This is a genomic window from Pontibacter oryzae (assembly GCF_003576375.1).
Lineage (GTDB): Bacteria > Bacteroidota > Bacteroidia > Cytophagales > Hymenobacteraceae > Pontibacter > Pontibacter oryzae.
In genome coordinates, this window is record NZ_QWGE01000004.1 from 221,051 (window position 1) to 243,033 (window position 21,983).

Consider the following 21,983-nt stretch of genomic DNA (forward strand, 5'->3'; position numbering starts at 1 on the left):
TAGAGCTTTTATTGTAACCGTGCTGCTGTTATACTTGTTTAGGGGAATTTTTAAAAGAGCATTTGTAATAACATGAACGCAGAGGGTATTTTGCTTTTGTTGGCATAGCTGTCTATAATCCCCTGCGTTCACGTTAAACAAGAAAGCTAGCACCACACATCAAATCATGGCACTAGCTTTTTATACTTAGAGCTGCTAAGAGCACTTAAAACTTATGGTGCAAGCCAACCTGTAACTGGTTTTTGCCCCAGTTGTCGGTTTTTTGGTTCATGTAGCCGAGTTGTACTCTCAGGCCGGGCTTAATTACGAAACCCATACCTGCGTAGGCCCTGTTTCGGTCAAAGTACTCAACTGTTCTATCATCGCCGATGTCTTGCTGTCCGTTAATAAAAACCTCGTTGTATAGCGCCAGGTAAACCGCATTTTCCTCAAGCGCAACTTTGTTAAGCGGTACGTTTAGCATCAGGTTATAACGGTAACGTGTACGGAAATCTTGATCTTCCACAAAGCGCTGCTCAAACCGGAACCTGTTGGTCAAGTAAAACCTGCTGCCCACTTTTACCGGAACCAGTGCTTCCTGATATATCCGGCTTTCAGTGGTGGTCGCATCGCTGGAGCCGTAAGCCCCGGTAGTGATATTGGCATAACCCAGCGTGAACGTAACGTTGGCATCGCGCGGGGTATAGGTTACGCCACTGCGTATGAGCAGTTGCTCCAAATCGCCGGCTACGTTCCAGTTGCGGTACTGTATATCACCCTGCACGCCCCATTGGCTGTCTTTAAACGTGGTGTTGAAGAAATACATGTACCAAGCTCCCAGCTTATCCTCGTTTATTTGTGCCACTCCTGCTTTCGGCAGAAAAAGGCAAACGGCAATCAGTGCTAACAGTATTTTTTTACTCATCTTATACTTCAGATCTATTTTTTAAAACATTTATACTTTGAACTGGTAAACCGTGCCTCGTTACTTTTTGACCGATGTAAACCTGAAGAACGTTCCGAGCGGAAGGCGGCGGTTGCCGTTGTCGTGCAGGTATAGCTCGCCCAGTTCCTCGTTCTGAACCTGCTCGCCAAAGGTGTCGCGCATTAGGTTGTCCAGCACCATTGCCGAGAAGCCCATAGAGTACAGGTTAATCAGCAGAAAATAATCGGTGCCGTCCAGCATGTCGTGGCAAAGCTTTATCATTTCGTTCAGCTCGTTTTCCAGCTGCCACTTTTCGCCGTTTGGCCCGCGCCCGTAGCTGGGTGGGTCCAGGATGATGCCGTTATACTTATTGCCCCGCTTTACCTCGCGGCGCGCATACTTCATGGCGTCTTCTACCAGCCAGCGTACGTTGTCCAGGTTGCTGGCTTCCATGTTGTCGCGGGCCCAGAAGTTAACCTGCTTGATGGAGTCGAGGTGCGTAACGTCGGCGCCGGCGGCTTTGGCGGCCAGGGTGGCGGCACCGGTGTAGGCAAACATGTTAAGCACTTTGGGCTGCGGCGTTTTCAGGTTTTTGGTGGTATCGTAGATAAATTTCCAGTTGCTGTCCTGCTCTGGAAAAATGCCTACGTGCTTAAACGACGAGAGGCCCAACCTGAAACGCAGCTTCAGGTCGTTATACTTGTAGTTGATGAACCACTGCTCCGGCATTCCCTTTTTCAGTTTCCACTGGCCTTTTTCCTGGCTGCCTTTGTCGCGGGTAAACACGGCATTGGCCAGGCGCTGCCACTCCTGCTCGGGCAGGTGCTTGTCCCAAATAGCCTGTGGCTCAGGGCGCGCCACGTAGTACTCGCCGAAGCGCTCCAGCTTCTCAAAATTTCCGGAATCAACCAGCTCGTAATCGGCCCAGTTTTCTGTAGTTAAAAAGGAATACATATCTTTGTCGTTTATTTTGGCAGCGTGCTGCTTAGAGGCAAAAGTACTCAATATCCGCTGAACCTAAAAAAGGGCACGCAGCCACAGATTTATTTGTTACAAACACATGGCAATTAGCTTTTACAAGTATCAGGGCACGGGCAACGACTTTGTGATGGTCGATAACCGTAAACTAAATTTCCCGGCAGAAGACGAAGAATTGGTAAAGCACCTCTGCGACCGCCGCAAGGGCATTGGCGCCGACGGGCTTATCCTACTGCAGGACCACCCGGACTATGACTTCGAGATGGTATACTATAATGCCGATGGCCGTGTAGGATCGATGTGCGGTAACGGCGCGCGCTGCACCGTGCGCTTTGCCCGCCAACTGGGCGTGATAGAGGATGTTGCCTGCTTCCTGGCTGCCGATGGCGAGCACCAGGCCAGCGTAGAGCGCGACCTGATCCAGCTGAAGATGAACGATGTGAAAAGCATAGAGCAGATCGGACCGGATTATTACCTCAACACTGGCTCGCCGCATTACGTGCGTTTCGTGGACAATGCAGAGCAGCTGGACGTGTACGGAGAAGGACGAGCGGTAAGGTATAACGAGCGCTTCAGCGAGGTTGGCACCAACGTTAACTTTGTGCAGCGCCTCTCCGAGAACGAGATTTTTGTACGGACCTACGAGCGCGGCGTCGAGGACGAGACGCTTTCCTGCGGCACGGGCGTAACGGCCTGCGCCCTGGTGGCAAAAATAAATGGTATGCAAAGCCCTATAAAGGTGAAAGTGCTAGGTGGAGAGCTAGAGGTAGCTTTTGAGCAGCAGGAAGATAGCAGCTTTAAGCAAATATACCTGATCGGACCGGCTAAACTGGTGTTTACAGGCACAATCAGCTCATAAAGTATACCTTCTTTTTAAAGATGATTCTGCCATACTTCTCAGCACAAATTATCCGAAGAAGAATGCAGCGTCTTCGGCAAAGTTTACTCAAGAGATGAGCGCACAAGTATAAAATAAGGCTCCTGGTAAGTATAAATTGCCGGGAGCCTTTTCTTTTTGTAGATTGATCGAAGTATAAAGTATAAACCACGTGTTTCTGAAAACTGACCATACTTACCTGAGGGCCCTGGAGCCAACCGACCTGGATTTCCTTTTCAACCTGGAGAACGATACCTCGGTGTGGCATGTGGGCAACACGCTTGCGCCCTATTCCAGGCATGTGCTGGAGCAGTACCTCGAAAACGCCGCCCTGGATATTTATACTGTAAAGCAGCTGCGGCTGGTCATCTGTAACGCAGCACACGAGGCCGTAGGCGCCGTAGACCTCTACGACTTTGACCCCATGCACCGCAGAGCAGGCATAGGCATTATGGTAATGGCAGAGCACCGGGGCAACGGACATGCCAAAGAAGCCTTGCACCTGCTGCTAGGCTATTGCCAGCGCAAACTGCAGCTGCACCAGGTATACTGTTCTGTTACAGCCTCCAACCTGCCAAGTATAAACCTCTTCACGCAGGCCAGCTTTCAGCAAATAGGGCTTCGGAAAGATTGGTTGAAAACTGTGGATGGCTGGGAAGATGTGGTGGAGTTTCAGCATTTATACTTATAAAGTATGACCATACAGTGTCGAAGGGCTACAGTCGAAGATATAGAAGGCATGTCTAGGGTACGGCTTACGGTGCATGAAAATAAGCTGTCAGACCCTTCGCGGGTTACTTACGAGAGCTACCGCCAGATGATAGATAAAAAAGGTGCTGGATGGGTGTGTGAGGTTGGCGGAGAAGTAGTAGGGTTTGCCATTGTAGACATTACATCTGCAAATGTATGGGCCCTTTTTGTTGACCCTGCGCATGAGGCTAAAGGTATAGGCCGAAAACTGCATGATGAGATGTTAGCCTGGAGCTTTGATCAGGGGCTACAGAGGTTGTGGCTTGGCACTAGCCCCGGTACCCGTGCCGAGAGGTTTTACAGAAACGCTGGCTGGCAGGAAGTTGGCAGGCGGGCAAACGGCGAGATAAAATTTGAGCTGAAACAGCAGGACCATGGTCCTGCAAATAGTCGTGCTGCATGCCTTAAGCATTAGGCTTCAGATAAAGTTTACTGAACTACTGCCACTATGCCACATGTTACCTATTATGGCATAGCCCATTAAGCCTACAAGCATTAAATAGTAAAACCTCTATACTTTATCGGCAAATATGGCAGAAGGGCTAAGCGCCGCTCGTTCTGGTATTGTTTTAGTGCAAAGCATTAGATATATCGGAAAAAAGCCTATTTTTGACGATATTGCAAACAGAAGATTTCAATTAAGAACAACATATACATATGTTTGATTTTTTCGGTAAAACCGTTGCTAAACTATTCGGTACCAAATCCGACAGAGATATTAAAGAGGTATTACCTTATGTATCTAAAGTAAATGAGGAGTATGCTAAACTCAGCACCCTCACAGATGACCAGCTGCGCCAGAAGACCTTCGATATAAAGGGCATCATTGATGAGCGCCTGAAGTCTATTGACGAGAAGATCGCAGCCCTGCATAAGCGTGTTGCCGACGAGCCGGAGCTGAACATTGTGCAGAAGGAGAATATCTTTTCGGAGATTGATGAACTGGAGAAGGAGCGCAACAAAGAGCTGGAAGTAGTGCTGATGGAAGTGCTGCCAACTGGTTTTGCCGTTGTAAAAGAAACCGCCCGCCGCTGGAAAGAGAACGGACAACTGACCGTAACCGCCACGGACCATGACCGCATGATTGCCGCCCGCAAGCCAAACGTGCAGATAGAAGGCGACAAAGCCACCTGGGCCAACAGATGGCTGGCTGCTGGCAGCGAGATCGTTTGGGACATGTTGCACTACGATGTGCAGCTGATCGGTGGTATTGTGCTGCACCAGGGTAAAATTGCCGAGATGGCCACAGGTGAGGGTAAGACATTGGTGGCTACGCTGCCTGCCTACCTAAACGCCCTGGCCCGCCGCGGTGTGCACGTGGTAACGGTAAACGACTACCTTGCCAAGCGTGACTCTGAGTGGATGGCACCTTTGTTCGAGTTCCATGGCCTGACGATCGACTGCATCGACAAGCACCAACCTAACTCTGAAGCCCGCCGCAACGCTTACAAAGCAGATATCACATACGGTACTAACAACGAGTTCGGCTTCGATTATCTGCGCGATAACATGGCCCGCGAGCCACAGGACCTGGTACAGCGCAAGCACCATTACGCCATGGTGGATGAGGTTGACTCCGTGCTGATTGACGATGCCCGTACGCCACTAATTATCTCTGGCCCGGTGCCACGCGGCGATGAACACGAGTTTTACCAACTCAAGCCACGCATTTCTATGCTCGTGGATGCCCAGCGCAAAGTGGTGCAGAACTTCCTGACCGATGCCAAGCGCCTGATCAAAGAAGGAAACACACAGGATGGCGGCCTTGCCCTGTTCAGAGCTTACCGCGGTCTACCAAAGAGCAAGCCGTTGATCAAGTTCCTGAGCGAAACAGGTAACCGCGCCATCATGCAGAAAACAGAGAACTTCTACCTGCAGGATAACTCGCGCCAGATGCCGGAAGCCGATGAGCCGCTGTACTTCACCATCGACGAAAAGCATAACCAGATTGAGCTGACTGAAAAAGGTGTTGACCTGATTACAGGACAAGGCGAAGATCCGAACTTCTTCATCATGCCAGATATTGGTATGGAGATCGCAGAGATCGAGAACAACAAAGAACTTGCTCACGAAGAGCAACTGCATGCCAAGGAAAAGCTTATCGCTGATTTCCAGGAAAAGTCTAAGCGTATCCATACTATTAACCAGTTGCTAAAGGCTTATACTTTGTTCGAGAAAGATACAGAGTATATCGTAACGCCAGACCATAAGGTGAAGATTGTGGATGAGCAGACAGGCCGTGTAATGGAAGGCCGCCGCTACTCCGATGGTTTGCACCAGGCTATTGAGGCCAAGGAAAACGTTAAGGTAGAGGATGCCACGCAGACTTATGCCACGGTTACGCTGCAGAACTACTTCCGTATGTACCACAAGCTTTCCGGTATGACGGGTACTGCCGAAACAGAGGCAGGTGAGTTCTGGGACATTTACAAACTGGACGTGGTAGTTATCCCGACCAACCGCCCAATCGCCAGAAAAGACGAGCACGACAAAGTATACAAAACCGTTCGTGAGAAGTATAACGCCGTTGCCGACGAGATCGTGCAGCTCACAGAGCAGGGCCGTCCGGTGCTGGTAGGTACAACTTCGGTAGAGATATCGGAGCTTCTGAGCCGTATGCTGAAGCTGCGTAACATAAAGCATCAGGTACTGAACGCCAAAATGCACCAGAAAGAGGCCGAGGTTGTGGCCGAGGCTGGTAAGCCGGGCACTGTAACCATTGCCACCAACATGGCAGGCCGCGGTACCGACATTAAGCTTACGCCGGAGTCTAAGGGTGCGGGCGGTTTGGCCATTATCGGTACAGAGCGCCATGAATCTCGCCGCGTAGACCGTCAGTTGCGTGGTCGTGCCGGTCGTCAGGGAGACCCGGGCTCATCGCAGTTCTTCGTTTCCTTGGAGGATAACCTGATGCGTCTCTTCGGCTCTGATCGTATTGCCCGTCTGATGGACCGCATGGGCCTTGAGGAAGGTGAGGTAATCCAGCACTCGATGATCACGAACTCTATTGAGCGTGCGCAGAAGAAAGTGGAGGAGAACAACTTTGGTATGCGTAAGCGCCTGCTGGAGTACGACGACGTGATGAACGCACAGCGTGAGGTAGTGTACAAGCGCCGCAGAAACGCCCTGTACGGCGAGCGTCTGGAGCTGGATATCTGGAACATGATCTATGATATCAGCGAGGACGTGATCGTGAGCTATAAAAACATCAGCGATTACGAGAACTTCCAGCTGCATGTGCTGCGTGTGTTCGGTATCGAGTCTGCCATTACCGAAGATGAGTTTAAGGCTACGCAGGCAAACCAACTGGCCGAGCGCCTGTATAACGAGGCCCTTAACCATTACCTGAACCGTAACAAGCAAACAGCGGCGCAGGCCTACCCAATCATTGCGGACATCCACCAAAACCGTGGGCCGATGATCGAGAACGTGGCCGTGCCGTTTACAGATGGCAAGCGCCAGCTGGCTGCCGTGGCCAACCTGACCAAGGCTTTCGAGTCGCAGGGCTTAGAGTTGATCCGCTCTATGGAAAAGATTATCACGCTGGGTACTATCGACCAGGCCTGGACAGACCACCTGCGCGAGATGGACAACCTGAAGCAGTCGGTTCAGAATGCGGTTTACGAGCAGAAAGATCCGCTCTTGATCTATAAGTTTGAGTCGTTTGAGTTGTTTAAGCGCATGATCGGTAAGGTTAACGAGCAGACAATTCAGTTCCTGTTCCATGCCTTTATCCCGGTTCAGGCACCAGAGCAGGTGCAGCAGCCAGTGAGACCGCCAATGGCACCTAAACCTCCAGTGCTGAAAGAGCAAAAGCAGGAAGTACACTCTTCTTTGGAGGATGAGTCGGGCCATACTTCTGCCCCAACCGCCGAGCCGGAGAAAATCATGCCTGCCCACTCGCAGAAGCTGGCAGGCCGCAATGAGCGCGTAAGCGTGCAGTATTCCGATGGCCGCGTGCTGAAGGACGTTAAGTTCAAGAGCGTAGAGGACGACTTGCTGCACAACCGCTGCGTATTACTAGAGGACTAATTAAACAGCAGCCAATATTTTAACCGGTAGTGGCTGCTGTTTGTGATTATTTATAATAAATGTGATTGGGGAGGTGTTAGGTAAGCATAATTATCTGGCATCTCTCTTTTTATAAGTATGGCAGGAGAAGAATTAGCATCTTATATAGACCACACGCTGTTGCGCCCCGATGCCACCGAGCAGCAGGTGTTGCAACTCTGCGACGAAGCACGTAACTATGGTTTTGCAGCGGTGTGCGTGCCACCGTGCTACGTGCAACTCGCCAAGGATAGGCTGGGCGTAGGTGCGCAGGTAAAAGTAGCCACAGTAATCGGTTTCCCGTTAGGCTACCAGCACCCCAAAGTAAAGTTCCTGGAAACCCACCAGGCCATTGCCGACGGAGCCAATGAGATTGACGTGGTGATGAACGTGTCAGCTTTTAAGTCGGGCAAGTATGAGGCTGTTGAGAATGAGTTAGGCGACCTGGCCAAATTCTGCCACCTGAAAGAGGCGGAGCTGAAAGTGATCATCGAGACGGCCCTGCTTACGGATGAAGAGATTGTGAAAGCCTGCGAGCTCTGCGCCAACGCCGAAGTTGATTTCGTAAAAACCTCTACCGGCTTCGCGGCAGGCGGCGCTACGTTAGAGCACATCAAGCTGATGCGCCGCGTGTTGCCAACTTCCATGAAAATAAAAGCTTCCGGAGGCATCAAAACATTCGCGGATGCGGAAGCGTTAATCAGGGCGGGTGCCGATCGGTTAGGTTGCTCAGCCAGTATACAAATAGTTACCAATGAATAAGATACTTAACATTGCCCTGGCGCTGCTGCTGTTGGTTAGCACTTCCTGCGCATCCTCCAAAGGGAAGACCGTGGGCAGCGAGGCTAAAGTAGGTAGCGGCAAAACAGAAAGAGTAGCCGAGGACCTAAGCCAGTACCGCCCAAAGTATGACGTGCCGGATGCCGCGCCGATAGCACGCGTGGAGCCAACCCACCACGACAATGCCAAAGTGGCCATTCTGATGGATACAGTAGCCAGCGTAAATAAAAACATAAAGTATGCGCAGGGCTATCGCATTCTAGCTTACAATGGCTCCGAGCGCCAAACCGTTATGAACCTGCGGAAGTCCATTATCTCGCGCGTGCCCGATGAAAAGGATTACCTAACGTATCAGCAGCCAAACTTCCGGCTCATGGTCGGGGATTTCTTTAGCAGAGTGGAGGCGCAGCAGGTGCTGAACCAGCTTTCCGACCTTATTCCTAACGCTCAGATTGTGCAGGACAAGATCAACATCAACAAAAATTATTAATAGTATAGCAGCCGTATATTAACGGCATCCCTATAAAATTAAAAGCGTTGTGGCCTGCACTGGTTACAGCGTTTTTTTATTTTTGAGTAATCAAATATAAACGTATTCGCTATCACGCCCGAAGTATAAATGCCTTGATTTCATACATTGAAGTATGAATGCCAGAGAGCGTTACCTCGGTTTAACCATACACGCCATGCCTCTTATCGATAAGATTAAAGAACTTGCCAAAGCTTACGCCCCCGATACCGTAACGGTGCGCCGCCATATCCACGCCAACCCAGAGCTTTCTTTCGAGGAGCATAACACGGCAGCCTATGTAAAAGAGGTGCTGCAAAGCTATGGGCTGGAGGCGCAGCCAATGGCCACTACCGGCTTGGTAGCAGTGGTAAAAGGTAAAAACCCGGAGAAAAGAACGATAGCCCTGCGCGCCGATATGGATGCACTGCCAATTGTAGAGGCGAACGAGGTAGAATATAAATCGAAAAACGAAGGGGTGATGCATGCCTGCGGGCACGATGTGCACACGGCGTCGGTGCTGGGTGCGGCCCGTATCCTGCAGGAGCTGCGCGATGAGTTTGAAGGAACGGTAAAGCTGGTGTTTCAGCCGGGCGAGGAGAAGTTTCCGGGCGGCGCTTCCATCATGATCAAAGAAGGCGTGCTGCAGAACCCGGCTCCCGAAAGTATAGTTGGGCAGCATGTCTTTCCGCTGTTGCCTGCCGGTAAAGTCGGTTTCAGGTCGGGTATGTACATGGCCTCCGCCGATGAGATTTATATTACCGTAAAGGGCAAAGGAGGCCATGCCGCCATGCCGGAAATGAACATCGACCCAGTGCTGATTTCCTCACACCTTATTGTGGCGCTGCAGCAGATCGTGAGCCGGCACGCCAGCCCTAAAGTGCCAAGCGTGCTTTCATTCGGAAAAATAGAGGCGAAAGGCGCAACCAATGTTATCCCGAACGAGGTGAAGATCGAGGGCACCTTCCGGACCATGAACGAAGTATGGCGCAAAGAGGCACACCAGAAAATCAAGAAGCTGGCCGAAAGCCTCTGCGAAAGTATGGGCGGCTCCTGCGAGATCGACATCAAAAACGGTTACCCTTTCCTGAAAAACGACCCTGTTATAACTGGCATAGCCCGATCGGCAGCGGAATCATACTTGGGCGAGGAAAATGTAGTGGACCTGGATTTATGGATGGGTGCTGAGGATTTTGCATACTATACCCAGCAAATACCGGCCTGCTTTTACCGCTTGGGCACCCGCAACGAAGCGCGAGGCATTATATCGGGCGTACACACGCCAACCTTCGATGTGGATGAAGCGGCCCTGGAAACAAGCATTGGCCTGATGGCCTGGATTGCGCTGCAGGAGTTGCAGGCTTAAGTTTATTAAAAGATGGAGCCAGCTAAAACGCACGAATACCATTTGCCGGCAGGGATGTTCGGTGGCAAGCGGGTTTTGCGGCTGTCGCCGGATATGCTATCGTATGGCCGTGGCAATGCCGGGCAGGAACTTTACGCCAAGGTCAGGAAAGACGAAATTGCAGACATCAGGCACTCTGTGCAGTGGATCATCTGGTACAGGTTTTATGTTGGGTGCAAATTTAAGATTGATGTAAAGACCACAGAAGGTAACATAATTCGGGTACGGTTTTCTGTATACTTCGGGAAGATAAGCCGGTACCAGGATGTGTATGAAGAGATTATCAACCAGATCTGGAATTATTACTTAAATGACCTGGAAGTAGCACACTTGCAGCGTTTTTATGCCGGCAAGACCTTAAGTTTTAATGGCGTGCATTTGCAGTTGGCAGGCGTAATGCTGGGCAGTGAAACAGCTGTGATCAACTGGGAAGATGTGAAGCTGAAGACGTATGAAAATTACTTTGTAATTTATAAAGCAAGCGATCCGGAGCAACACAAAATAATCGAGTTTGAGGCCTGGGAATGTGAAATACTGCTGGGTATACTTGAAACGCTTGTTCAAAAACATAATTAGACCGTGTATGAAAAAACTATACGTTATACTTCTTTCCCTTTTCCCGCTGCTTGCCCAAGCACAAAGTAAAATTAACGCCTCTACTACCATTTGGCCAGCATTTCAGGCTAGCATTGGTACAGGAGAAAGCGGCGCCGTTTTTTTGCGTACGGATTTGCGGGTAAACACAGACAGTAACTTTAATGACCTGGCAAAGTCTGGCATCTTCAGTAACGTGGAGCGGGTTGAACTTAGCGCTGGCTACGAGCATGCGCTATCAGAGCATTGGCGGGGTGGGGCGGTTGTACGGTATGCCATTGAGAACTATCCGAAAATTGGTTTCTACGGATTGTTTATGCGGCACAGCGGCGCCCTGAAAAGTTTATACTTTAACAAGCAGTTGCTGTTCGAGTATGCCAGCCAGGAAGACCAGGATGCTTTTGGACGCTTCCGGTTGTCGGCTGAGTTGGGCAAGCGCTTACCGCTCGGCGAGAAGTTTATCATCCCAAGTATAGGCTATGAGGCAATGGTGTTATCTGACTTTGGAAACGGTGAACAAAACAGCGACCAGCTGGAACGCACCATAGACCGTACACGCCTGCGCCTAAGTATAAACTACGAGCTAACCGAAAACCTGCGCATCAACCCATACTTTATGCGGCAAACAGATTATTATTATGTCGATATCCCGCCAGTATACAATGAACTAGGCGTGCTGGAGAAGCAAGGGTATACTACAAAGCGCAACCGTATCACCCCAATCATTGGGTTGGAGTTGAAGTGGAGTATTAATGATAAACCCACGACTGCCAGTTTTACCTACTAAAACCGGCTATAACTGTAAATTAGTCAGGATGTTAAGCTAAAAATTGATATTGTAAATGACATTATTTCATGATTTAGAAGGATAATGCGGTTGGTATAGTTTTTACAGAGCCATAAGTGAAAATCAACTTAATAACTTAAAACGATTAAAACTATGGCACTTACAAGATACAACGGCATGCAGGAGAACATGCCTAACTCATTCAGCTCTATGTTAGATAGATTCTTCAACGAGTCTGTAAACTCCAGAAACCTTACCGCGTTTACCCCGCATGTAGATGCCTGCGAAACGGAGCGTGGTTTCGAGATTGAGGCTGCTTTGCCGGGTGTGAAGAAAGAGGACATCACTATTGACTTCCAGGAAGGCAAACTTACCATTACCGGTGAGCGCAGACTGGAGAAAAAAGAGGAAGGTCGCCGCTACCACATGTTGGAAACACAGTATGGCTCGTTCAGTAGAACCTTCTACCTGCCAGATAACGTGAACCCGGATAAGATTAAGGCTGAGTTTAACGATGGCATTTTGCTGGTGAGCATCCCTAAAGACGAGCATAAAACCATGAAGCGCCAGATCACGATCTCGTCGCAAGGCGAGAAAGAGGGCAAAGCGGATAAGAAGAAAGAGAAAACCGTTGCAGAGAATGGTGAGGCTCAAAAGGCCTAACTCAGAAAAATAGAGAAAGAGGCCAACACATTTGGCCTCTTTTTTGTTTATTTAGAAGTGTCAGTAGTGCAACTATCGGGTTACCACATACTACCGTATAAAGTTGTAGCGTTACTTAGGAGTAATATAGCTGATCATTAATATTAAAAATACATAGTAAAAGTTTAAAACTAACTACATGAAGACGAAACAGTTTATACTTGGCGTTGCGCTTTCGGCCGTTGTAGGTGGTGGTGTGGCTGTGGGTAGCTACAAAATGTTGGAAGATGAGCAAGTGCTCCAGACAGAGCAGCAGTACCCTAACAATGTACGCTACACCAGCGATATGCGTAGCAGCAATGCCGTAGTGCCCGAAGGCCTTAACTTTATAAAGGCAGCCTCTGTGTCTACGCCAGCCGTGGTACACGTTATGACCGAGTACAGCGTAAGAAGCTCAGACAGCTATAGCCAAATGGACCCGTTCCTGCGTGAGTTTTTTGGCGATGGCTTTGGCCAGCGCGTTCCCCGCGGGCCGCAGTTGGGCTCCGGCTCCGGCGTAATCATCGCTTCTAACGGCTACATTGTTACAAATAACCACGTAATTGATAAAGCAGATAAGATTGAAGTAGTGCTGGACGACAAGCGCAAGTTCGAGGCAAAGCTCGTCGGCACGGACCCTACCACCGACATTGCTCTTTTAAAGGTTGAAACCGATAACCTGCCAACCATCCGCTACGGAAACTCCGACGACTTGCAGGTAGGCGAGTGGGTGCTGGCCGTAGGTAACCCCATGAACCTGACATCAACGGTAACAGCAGGTATCGTTAGTGCCAAGGGCCGTAACATAAATATTCTGCGCCGCAGCGAGGCCAGAGACATGAGCATCGAGTCGTTCATCCAGACGGATGCCGCGGTAAACCCCGGTAACTCAGGTGGTGCCCTGGTAAACCTCAACGGTGACTTAGTGGGTATCAACACCGCTATTGCCTCCCAGACAGGGTCTTTCGCCGGTTACTCTTTCGCGGTTCCATCCTCTATCGTAAGCAAGGTGGTGGATGACCTCTTAAAGTATGGCGAAGTGCAGCGGGCGTTGCTGGGTGCCTCTATCCAGGAGATTGATGCGGCCTTTGCCAAGGAGAAAGGCATTAAAACCCTAAACGGTGTTTACATTGCGCAGATAGCCCAGAAGAGCGGTGCCGAGGAGGCTGGCTTGAAAGCAGGTGATGTGATTACAGCTGTAAATGGCGTGGCTGTAGGCAAATCATCGCAGTTGCTGGAGCAGATTGCCCGCTACCGCCCTGGCGACAAAGTTAAGGTATCTTATGTGAGAGACGGCAAGGACAGAACTGCCAACGTAACCTTGAAAAACCTGAACAACAGCACAGAGCTTGTAAAGCGCAGCGAAGCAAAGGCCGTTTCCTTTGACGGAGCTACTTTTGAGCCGGTAAGCAAACAGGAAATGAGCAAACTGGGCATCGATGGAGGCGCTAAGATCTCTGATGTGCGCAACAGTAAGTTCCGGGAAACAGGTATGAAAGATGGCTTCATTATTACGCGCATCGATAAGTATGAGGTGCATGAGCCAGCTGACGTAGAAAAGTACCTGAAAAGCTTTAGCGGAGGCGTAGTATACATCGAAGGCGTTTACCCTGATGGCCTGAAAGCTTACTACCCAATTGGCAAAGGATAATTAACACCAAGCATACTATACAGAAAGCTTCTGCAGCCTTGCAGAAGCTTTTTTATTTTTTAGCTTTGTATAAGACCCCTTTCAGAACTAACCGATAATAGATAAAACCATGAAACAGACGATAGATGAGCTGCCAATACGCAAAGAGCTTGCCGACGTGCTGCAGCAATTAGGAATTAAAGAAGTTAACCCTGCCTATAGTACCGGCCTTAGCTGGGGCGGCCAGGAGGGGCGCACTACCCGCACCGTTACATCTCCGGCTGATGGTAGCACGATTGCCACCGTAAATATGGCAACTGCCGAAGATTACGACCACGTGGTGCAGCAGGCACAGGAGGCATTTAAAGTATGGCGTAAGGTTACAGCACCAAAGCGTGGCGAGATCGTGCGCCAAATTGGCGATAAACTGCGCCAGCACAAAGAAGCGCTGGGCAAGCTGGTAAGCTACGAGATGGGCAAAATTTACCAGGAGGGTATGGGCGAGGTGCAGGAGATGATTGATATCTGCGACTTTGCCGTAGGTTTGTCGCGCCAGCTGCACGGCTTTACCATGCACTCAGAGCGCCCGCAGCACCGCATGTATGAGCAGTATCACCCGCTGGGTATCGTAGGCATCATCTCGGCATTTAACTTCCCGGTGGCCGTTTGGAGCTGGAACGCCATGCTTGCCGCCGTGTGTGGCGATGTGATGATCTGGAAACCATCTGAGAAAACCCCGCTAACCGGTATTGCCTGCCAGCATATAATCCGGGATGTGTTAGCAGAGAACGAGCTTCCGGAAGGTATCTTTAACCTGATTATAGGTGATGCAGAGATTGGTAGTCTGATGAGCCACGACAAACGCGTGCCGTTAGTGTCTGCCACTGGCTCTACGCGCATGGGTAAGAAAGTAGGCGAGGCCGTGGGCGCCCGACTAGGCAAATCGCTGCTGGAGCTTGGCGGTAACAATGCCATTATACTTACAGAGAACGCAGACCTGGAAATGGCGCTTCGTGCCATTGTGTTTGGCGCCGTAGGTACATGCGGGCAGCGTTGCACGTCTACGCGCCGTCTTATCATCCACGAGAGTATCTATGAGCAGGTAAAACAGCGCCTGCTGAAAGCGTATCAGAACCTTCCGATCGGCCATCCGCTGGATAGCACGACTTTGGTTGGCCCACTGATTGACAAGGATTCCGTAACAGCCTTTAGTGCAGCCCTCGAAAAAGTGCAGCAGGAAGGCGGAGCGCTGCTTGTTGGCGGCGAGGTGCTGACAGGCGAAGGCTACGAGAGTGGAACCTATGTGAAGCCAGCCATTGTGGAAGCCGAGAACCATTACGAGATGGTGCAGGAAGAAACTTTTGCCCCAATCCTATACCTGATAAAGTATAGCGGCGATGTAGAAGATGCACTGGAGCTGCAGAATGGCGTTCGCCAGGGGCTTTCCTCTGCCATTTTCTCTACTAACCTGCTAGAGACAGAAGCTTTCCTGAGCCACTGGGGTTCTGATTGCGGCATCGCTAACGTAAACATTGGTACGTCCGGAGCCGAGATTGGCGGAGCCTTTGGCGGCGAGAAAGAAACCGGCGGTGGCCGTGAGTCTGGTTCCGATGCCTGGAAAGTATACATGCGCCGCCAGACAAACACCATCAACTATGGCCGCGAGCTACCTCTAGCGCAAGGCATCAAGTTCGATATTGCAGATTAAGGCTCAGGAGTTACAGGAATACTCTCTATATATTAACAGGGTTGTGGATTATACTTACCAGTTTACCTCAAGTATAGCAAACCTGAAAATTCTGACTAAAAGTAAAAAAGCGCCAGCTCTATCCAGGGCTGGCGCTTTTTTTAATGCCTGTGCATAACAGATGAATGTGTTAATCTAGAGTGGTTTTATACACAGGTTACTCAATTAATAACAATTCAGGCGATTTGGCTCCGGTTTTTACGCAGGTTTGTTTCCTTCTGGCAGACCACTTACGCATACCTATACTTTCCCTTTCTTTCAGGAAGCAGCTATTGTATGTACTTATCCACAATTGTGCATAAGCCCTATGTGGATATGTGGAAAACCTAAAGGTGTCCTTGCTTTTATGCTGCACAGAAGCTTGGCTTTAGCGTTCATAATTTCTGTGTTATCTGAAAATACATACTTAACATCAAGAATATTAGCTTAATAGCATCCGGGGCATTATCCACAGCTACCTGTGGATAATGTGGAAAAGTATGCTAACGAAAAACTATCGGAAAAATTTTACAACTTCATGCAACCTCGCGTTTCTCGGTTTGTCTTTAGTATAGAGAGTGAGAAAGGAGAGATGGAACAGATGTAACAGCGTGTCGTGCTAGCGCGGCTTAATCGATTTGGCCTAAAACTTTGAAAAAACTTAGCTACCAGGATGTTAACCACCTTGTGATAGACCGCTGTAAAAGCGGGGATCATAGGGCGCAATATGAGCTGTATAAGCTATATGCCAAAGCTATGTTTAACGTGAGCATGCGCATTACCAACGATTACACCGAGGCTGAGGATGTGTTGCAGGAGGCATTTGTAAGCGCGTTCAAGAACCTGCACGGGTATAAAGCGGAGGCATCTTTTGGCAGCTGGCTAAAAAAGATAGTGATCAATGCCTCTATCAATGCCATCCGGAAAAGGCGCTCAGAACTGGTGCCGCTGGATGAGCAGCAGATGGCAGATGTGCCGGATGAGGTGAATGAAGATTACTCTGAATGGCAGGTGGATAAGGTAAGAAGGGCTATCCAGAAATTACCGGATGGCTACCGCGTGGTGCTTACCTTATACTTGCTGGAAGGGTACGACCATTCAGAGATCGGAGAGATTATGGGTATAACGGAATCAACGTCGAAATCACAGTACAGCAGGGCGCGCAAAAAGCTCCTGGAGATAATGAAAGAAGCCCAGTTTGCAAACTGATACATCCATAAAAGAACATATGATATACTAATACGATGAAAGATAGCTTAGAAAAGTTTGTGCAGAATAACCGGGAGGAGTTCGACGTGTTCGAGCCAAGCCCGGAGCTTTGGCAACACATTTGCCGAGAGCTGCCGCCACAGGCTGGGAAGAAAGAAGCGAAGGTGATAAATATAAAACTTGGCTCTGTAGCCAACTTCAGCACCGATCATTTCTTTATGCGCGTAGCCGCTGCCATACTCCTGTTGCTGGGCTGTGGCCTTACCTTGGTATTGGTGAAGCAGGATAGCAGCGGAGCCTCTACAAGTATTGCCTCGGTGCAGGCTGCGAATAACGTTGCCCCAGAGCTGCCAGAGATAGAAGCATACTATGCAAGCCAGATAGAGAAGAAAAAGACCGAGCTAAGCGAGTATGACCTGAAGATATTGGGCCTAGATGAGCAACAGGTAATTGATAACGAATTGGCGCGCCTCGACAGCAGCTACGTGCACTTAAAGAAACAACTATATACCACCCCGAATACCGATGAAATAGTTGCCGCCCTTATCCAGAACCTGCAGATCAGGATTAAGGTGCTTAACAAACAATTAGAAGTACTTCAGAACCTGAAAAATGTAAACCAAGAACTCATTTCAGAACCAAAAAACGATGATACGACGAATGCATAAATATCTACTCTATCTGTTGGTGCTTGCATTGGCACCTACCTTGGCGCTGGCCCAGAATGCAGAGCCTGTCCCATGCCCTGAACAATCCGTTGTGTTGGATTTATCGGAGCTGCGCGAGCTGGCGAATCTGGAAGACCTGAGCGAGCTGAAACAACTGGCCGTGCTGGAAAGCCCCGAGTACCCGCAAGACATGAAAGACATGGTTAGACTTGCCATGGAGGAGCAAACCGGCGACCTGAGCGCTTGCACAGCAGCCTACGATGTTGAAAAACGCAAGGTGATAGAAAAAAGCTTCAAGGTTACCAGCAAAGACATCCTGAGCTTCGAAAATGAATGGGGCAAAGTGCATGTAAACACCTGGGATAAAAACGAAGTGCAGGTAAGGGTAGATGTCATAGCCCGTGCTGGCACAGAGGCTAAGGCCCAGGAAGTACTTAACAATATCAAGGTGGTAGAAAGCCGTTCCGGTAACACGTACTCGTTTCGTACAAAGCGGGAGCCAATGCGTATCAGTAACAATGATAAAAGCATGGAGATCAACTATACCATCTACATGCCTGCCAACAATGCGATAGCCGTTAAGAATAGCTTCGGTGATGTTTATCTGGCATCACTCAAAGGGAAAGCAGATATAGATATAAGTTACGGATCACTAAAGTGCGACCGCCTAGCAAACTCTAGTAATAATGTGAAACTCAGTTATAGTTCAGGAAGCTGCACTTACATAAACGGTGGAAATCTAAGCATAGCCTTTTCAAGTATGAAAGTTGATGAAGCCAGCGGACTGCAAGGGCACTCTAAATACAGCGACTTTAAAGTTGGCAACCTTGAGCAAACTATGGAAATGGATTTAAAATACGGCTCTTTTAAGATTGATAACATCAGCAAGAATATTCAGAAGATTTCTCTCGATAGCGGCTTTACACCGGTTAGCCTGAACTTTGCGGATAATACAGCTTTCAACTTCGATGTAAATGTGCAGTTCGGTAACTTTAATGTAGATAAGTCGTTGGTTACAATAACATCGCACGAAAAGAGCTATACCTCAGCGGAATACAAAGGCCGGTTTGGGGGAGCATCCCCCAAGGGTTTGGTGAGCATCACTTCTAAGTATGGCGATGTGAAATTCACGAAATAGTAAAAACGCATTAATAATAGTTTGTTTAAGGTGAAAGAAGAGCTGGCAAAAGCCGGCTCTTCTTGTTATATACCTGCAGGTAATCGATCTTTATTAACCGTATATTTGACTATGGCAAAGAACAACGAACCATTGAATTCAGACAAGGCTCCGGAACCGGTGGGCCTTTACCCGCATGCGCGCCGTGTCGGCCATCTGCTTTTTCTGTCGGGTGTGGGGCCGCGCGAACGTGGCACTAAAAAGATACCGGGCGTAGAGCTGGGTGCAGCAGGTAGCATCCTTAGCTATGACATTGAGGCGCAATGCCACTCAGTTTTCAAAAATGTGAAAGCTATACTGGAAGATGCCGGGTCGAGCTGGGCAAACCTGATAGATGTAACCGTTTTCCTGACGAACATGCAGGACGACTTTGCAACCTACAACCGTATTTATGCCGAGTATTTCCAGGAGAATCAGCCGTGCCGCACCACCGTGGAGGTAAACAAGCTGCCCACTCCAATTGCCATCGAGCTAAAGTGCATTGCCACCATCGGCGATTAACAATTTCAAAGTATAAAATACAAGCGTGAGCGAACCAATAGAGCAATTTTACAGCAGTCGGGCTGCACAGTTTACCGAAGAAGAGAAGAAAGCAGCATCCAAATCTGGCCTGGTGTCGTGGCTGCGCGTGGCTGTGTTTATACTTGGCGCGGGCCTGGCCTACCATTTTTTCAATACATATAATGCTACTGCTGGTGCATTTACCATACTTGGCTTTTATGCGCTGTTCATACTTGTGCTGCGCTGGCACAGCCGTTTAAACTTTAGGTACCAGCAGCTGCGCTTAGTGCGCCAGGTAAACGAGCAGGAAATTGAGCGTTTGCAAGGCAAGCTTACCCAGTTCGATGGCGGCAAGGAGTTTATTGATGATCATCACCCGTACACCTCCGACCTGGATATCTTCGGGCAAAACTCGCTGTTTCAGCTCCTGAACCGCTCTGTAACCAGTATTGGCAAGTATAAACTGGCAACCTGGCTGCGGCAGGCAGCCTCACCACAGGAAGTGCAGCAACGGCAGGATGCCCTCACCGAGCTAGCCTCAAGCCAAAACCTGGACTGGCTGCAGGCCTTACTGGCCCTCCCGATGCACTACAAACACGATGCAGAATCAGCAGCTGGGTTTATAAATTGGTTCTCAGGAAAAGAGTTCTACCGGCAGTACCGTTGGCTAAAACCGCTGGTAATCATACTTCCGGTACTTACGCTGGCAGCTATTGCAGCCTGGTTTTATGGCATGAGTGGCTGGATAGCCGTTGCTTTTCTACTTGTTCAGTTCATACTGGCTTACCGGTTTAGGGTAGAGCGCGAGGAGTATTACGAGAAAAGCGCTGGCATCTATGAAGCCATGCGTAGCTACACCCGGCAGCTCCAGCACCTCGAGGATAAACCGTTTACGGCTCCTAAACTCCAGGACTTGCAAAGCCATTTAAAATCTTCGGATGCAAAAGCCTCAGCAAGTATAAATAAGCTAGCCAATATCATCGATTTTTTTTCGTGGCGCCTTAGTACGCTGATGGCCTTTTTTCTGAACACGGTGCTGATGTGGGACTTTGTGTGGATGTACCGCTTGGAGCAATGGAAAGCGCAGCACCTAAGCAGGTTAGAGCACAGCCTAAGCGTATTGGCCGAGTTCGAAGCGCTGGCAAGTATGGCGGCTTTCCGGCATGCGCACCCACAGTATTGCATACCTGCACTAAGCCAGCAGCCGTTTTATTTTGATGCCTCAGATATGGCGCACCCGCTTATTTTCTCTGTGGCACCCATTGCCAATTCCTTCAAAATGCAAGGAGCTGGCCATACCATCGTTATTACCGGCTCAAACATGTCGGGCAAAACTACCTTTTTGCGCACGGTAGGTATAAACATGGTGTTGGCGTTGATGGGGGCGCCAGCTTGTGCTAAAAGTATGGTTGTAGCGCCCTCCCAAGTATATACCGCCATGCGCACCGCCGACAACCTGGCCGAAAACACGTCCTCTTTTTATGCCGAACTGAAGCGCCTCCGCGTATTGCTGGAGCTTACTGAGCACGATCAGCCAGTCTTTTACCTGCTGGATGAAATCCTGAAAGGCACTAACTCGCGCGATCGCCACCTGGGCGCCATGTCGCTAATACGGCAGCTACATAAACGCAATGCCTCAGGCCTGATCTCTACCCATGATCTGGAGCTTGGAGCCATGGAACAGGAATTGCCCGGCAGCGTAGAGAACTACAGCTTCAACAGCGACATAATCGGGAATGAAATTAATTTTGATTATAAGCTTACCCGGGGCATTTGCCGTAGCTTTAACGCCAGCAAACTAATGCAGCTGATGGGCATCGAGATTGATGCGGAAGCCTAAGCCAGTTTTTATACTTTTAAACCTAACATAAAACCATGAGAGTAGTAGCTGATATCCCAAACCCTAACATGAAAGTAACGCTCCTAAGCTGGAACGGTAAGTACCTGATCAAGCTGGAAAAAGGAGATTTTGAGCAAACCTACAAAATAGGGGAAATGGACGTAATGGGCGACGCCGGCGCCAAAGAACTGCTGGACGAGGCGTTTCTGGAAGCCGCCATGAACCGCTTCAGCGACATGCGCGACGCCTTCGTGAGCACGGTTAGGCGAAACAGTTAGGCTTTTATACTTACGATAGCAACACCTGCCAGGAGTTGGCGGCGAATGTAAGTTAACATGCAACGTAAGGCATCAATTTAGGGTCCTGTAAGTAGTTGACCTACCTAACCCTATATTGCCTTATGAAGAAACTTGTGGTATTGCCGTTGTTAGTGCTTGTTTTGTTTTCTTGTGATAAAGAAAAACTCAGCGCAGAGGCAGAGCTTACGTTTAAGGAGTTGTCCGAACCACAGAAGTGGGAGCTTGTTAAAATGTCAGGGCAAATTGCTGACTCAGAAACAACTGGCAAAGCTATGCCCTGGCAGGAATATTACACGTTTAACCCGGATGGGAGCTTTACTAAAGTGAGGGCTGTAGAAGGTAGCTTAATATCTGCCACAGGAACTTATAAATACCACATTACACACAGCGAGAAGTATATCGAGCTCATTTACCCTGCTTACAATGATTTAATAGGCAGTTGTACCTCTGCAGAGCTTAAAGAAACTTTAATAGTCAACGAAAATGGGCTTCAAAGTAATTGGTGGGCATGCGATGGCCCCGGGTTGTGGTATAAATTAGCAGACTAAAGCATAAAATACGTAACACAAAAAAAGCCCCTGATCTCTCAGGGGCTTTCCTTTTATACTTTCAGTTAAAA

The 21,983-nt window shown here is 49.2% G+C and carries 21 protein-coding genes; 19 read left to right on the forward strand and 2 right to left on the reverse strand.

Translation table 11 applies throughout. The features are described 5' to 3' along the window. Positions 1 to 205 precede the first annotated feature (205 nt). Both D1627_RS13295 and D1627_RS13300 read right to left on the reverse strand, forming a co-directional pair. The gene (locus D1627_RS13295; protein ID WP_119432745.1) at positions 206 to 904 is read right to left on the reverse strand and encodes a DUF2490 domain-containing protein; all 699 of its coding nucleotides are present in this window, start codon (positions 902 to 904) and stop codon (positions 206 to 208) included. A 60-nt stretch (positions 905 to 964) separates the two neighbouring features. Then, positions 965 to 1,858 (reverse strand): class I SAM-dependent methyltransferase, encoded by an 894-nt coding sequence (locus D1627_RS13300; protein WP_119433025.1) that lies wholly within the window; start codon positions 1,856 to 1,858, stop codon positions 965 to 967. A 106-nt stretch (positions 1,859 to 1,964) separates the two neighbouring features. Here D1627_RS13300 and dapF point away from each other — a divergent pair, with 106 nt between their 5' ends. The 19 genes from dapF to D1627_RS13395 all read left to right on the forward strand — a co-directional run bounded on the left by dapF (position 1,965) and on the right by D1627_RS13395 (position 21,912). After that, the gene (gene dapF / locus D1627_RS13305; RefSeq protein ID WP_119432746.1) at positions 1,965 to 2,741 is read left to right on the forward strand and encodes a diaminopimelate epimerase; all 777 of its coding nucleotides are present in this window, start codon (positions 1,965 to 1,967) and stop codon (positions 2,739 to 2,741) included. A 190-nt stretch (positions 2,742 to 2,931) separates the two neighbouring features. Further along, on the forward strand, positions 2,932 to 3,450 hold the full coding sequence (locus D1627_RS13310) for a GNAT family N-acetyltransferase (protein ID WP_119432747.1): 519 nt from the start codon (positions 2,932 to 2,934) through the stop codon (positions 3,448 to 3,450). A gap of 3 nt (positions 3,451 to 3,453) precedes the next feature. After that, entirely contained in the window at positions 3,454 to 3,924 is a 471-nt protein-coding gene (locus D1627_RS13315) for a GNAT family N-acetyltransferase (protein WP_119432748.1), read from the forward strand. Between the two features lie 242 nt (positions 3,925 to 4,166). After that, entirely contained in the window at positions 4,167 to 7,541 is a 3,375-nt protein-coding gene (secA, locus tag D1627_RS13320) for a preprotein translocase subunit SecA (RefSeq protein WP_119432749.1), read from the forward strand. 117 nt (positions 7,542 to 7,658) lie between these two features. Further along, a complete protein-coding gene (gene deoC / locus D1627_RS13325) occupies positions 7,659 to 8,321 on the forward strand; it encodes a deoxyribose-phosphate aldolase (RefSeq protein WP_119432750.1) in 663 nt (220 codons plus the stop codon). After that, complete coding sequence (locus tag D1627_RS13330) at positions 8,314 to 8,829, forward strand: sporulation protein (RefSeq protein ID WP_119432751.1); 516 nt, start codon at positions 8,314 to 8,316, stop codon at positions 8,827 to 8,829. The genes deoC and D1627_RS13330 overlap by 8 nt, the downstream gene beginning before the upstream one ends. A 196-nt stretch (positions 8,830 to 9,025) precedes the next feature. Further along, on the forward strand, positions 9,026 to 10,213 hold the full coding sequence (locus D1627_RS13335; RefSeq protein ID WP_119433026.1) for a M20 metallopeptidase family protein: 1,188 nt from the start codon (positions 9,026 to 9,028) through the stop codon (positions 10,211 to 10,213). 12 nt (positions 10,214 to 10,225) lie between these two features. After that, entirely contained in the window at positions 10,226 to 10,828 is a 603-nt protein-coding gene (locus tag D1627_RS13340) for a hypothetical protein (protein WP_119432752.1), read from the forward strand. A gap of 7 nt (positions 10,829 to 10,835) precedes the next feature. Next, entirely contained in the window at positions 10,836 to 11,633 is a 798-nt protein-coding gene (locus tag D1627_RS13345) for a DUF2490 domain-containing protein (RefSeq protein ID WP_119432753.1), read from the forward strand. Between the two features lie 153 nt (positions 11,634 to 11,786). Continuing rightward, complete coding sequence (locus D1627_RS13350) at positions 11,787 to 12,296, forward strand: Hsp20/alpha crystallin family protein (protein WP_119432754.1); 510 nt, start codon at positions 11,787 to 11,789, stop codon at positions 12,294 to 12,296. Between the two features lie 178 nt (positions 12,297 to 12,474). Continuing rightward, positions 12,475 to 13,965, forward strand: a complete 1,491-nt coding sequence (locus D1627_RS13355) for a Do family serine endopeptidase (RefSeq protein WP_119432755.1) — start codon at positions 12,475 to 12,477, stop codon at positions 13,963 to 13,965. 109 nt (positions 13,966 to 14,074) lie between these two features. Next, complete coding sequence (amaB, locus tag D1627_RS13360; protein WP_119432756.1) at positions 14,075 to 15,652, forward strand: L-piperidine-6-carboxylate dehydrogenase; 1,578 nt, start codon at positions 14,075 to 14,077, stop codon at positions 15,650 to 15,652. Between the two features lie 669 nt (positions 15,653 to 16,321). Then, positions 16,322 to 16,879, forward strand: a complete 558-nt coding sequence (locus D1627_RS13365; protein ID WP_119432757.1) for an RNA polymerase sigma factor — start codon at positions 16,322 to 16,324, stop codon at positions 16,877 to 16,879. A 35-nt stretch (positions 16,880 to 16,914) separates the two neighbouring features. Further along, a complete protein-coding gene (locus D1627_RS13370; RefSeq protein ID WP_119432758.1) occupies positions 16,915 to 17,547 on the forward strand; it encodes a hypothetical protein in 633 nt (210 codons plus the stop codon). Next, complete coding sequence (locus tag D1627_RS13375) at positions 17,540 to 18,685, forward strand: DUF4097 domain-containing protein (protein ID WP_233555628.1); 1,146 nt, start codon at positions 17,540 to 17,542, stop codon at positions 18,683 to 18,685. The genes D1627_RS13370 and D1627_RS13375 overlap by 8 nt, the downstream gene beginning before the upstream one ends. A 111-nt stretch (positions 18,686 to 18,796) precedes the next feature. Continuing rightward, positions 18,797 to 19,225 carry a RidA family protein gene (locus tag D1627_RS13380; protein WP_119432759.1) on the forward strand — a complete coding sequence of 143 codons (429 nt, stop codon included), beginning with the start codon at positions 18,797 to 18,799 and terminating at the stop codon, positions 19,223 to 19,225. 25 nt (positions 19,226 to 19,250) lie between these two features. After that, complete coding sequence (locus D1627_RS13385) at positions 19,251 to 21,065, forward strand: MutS-related protein (RefSeq protein WP_119432760.1); 1,815 nt, start codon at positions 19,251 to 19,253, stop codon at positions 21,063 to 21,065. A 35-nt stretch (positions 21,066 to 21,100) separates the two neighbouring features. Beyond that, the gene (locus D1627_RS13390) at positions 21,101 to 21,343 is read left to right on the forward strand and encodes a hypothetical protein (RefSeq protein ID WP_119432761.1); all 243 of its coding nucleotides are present in this window, start codon (positions 21,101 to 21,103) and stop codon (positions 21,341 to 21,343) included. 122 nt (positions 21,344 to 21,465) lie between these two features. Continuing rightward, positions 21,466 to 21,912, forward strand: coding sequence for a hypothetical protein (locus tag D1627_RS13395; protein ID WP_119432762.1), 447 nt, complete (start codon positions 21,466 to 21,468; stop codon positions 21,910 to 21,912). Positions 21,913 to 21,983: the final 71 nt, after the last annotated feature.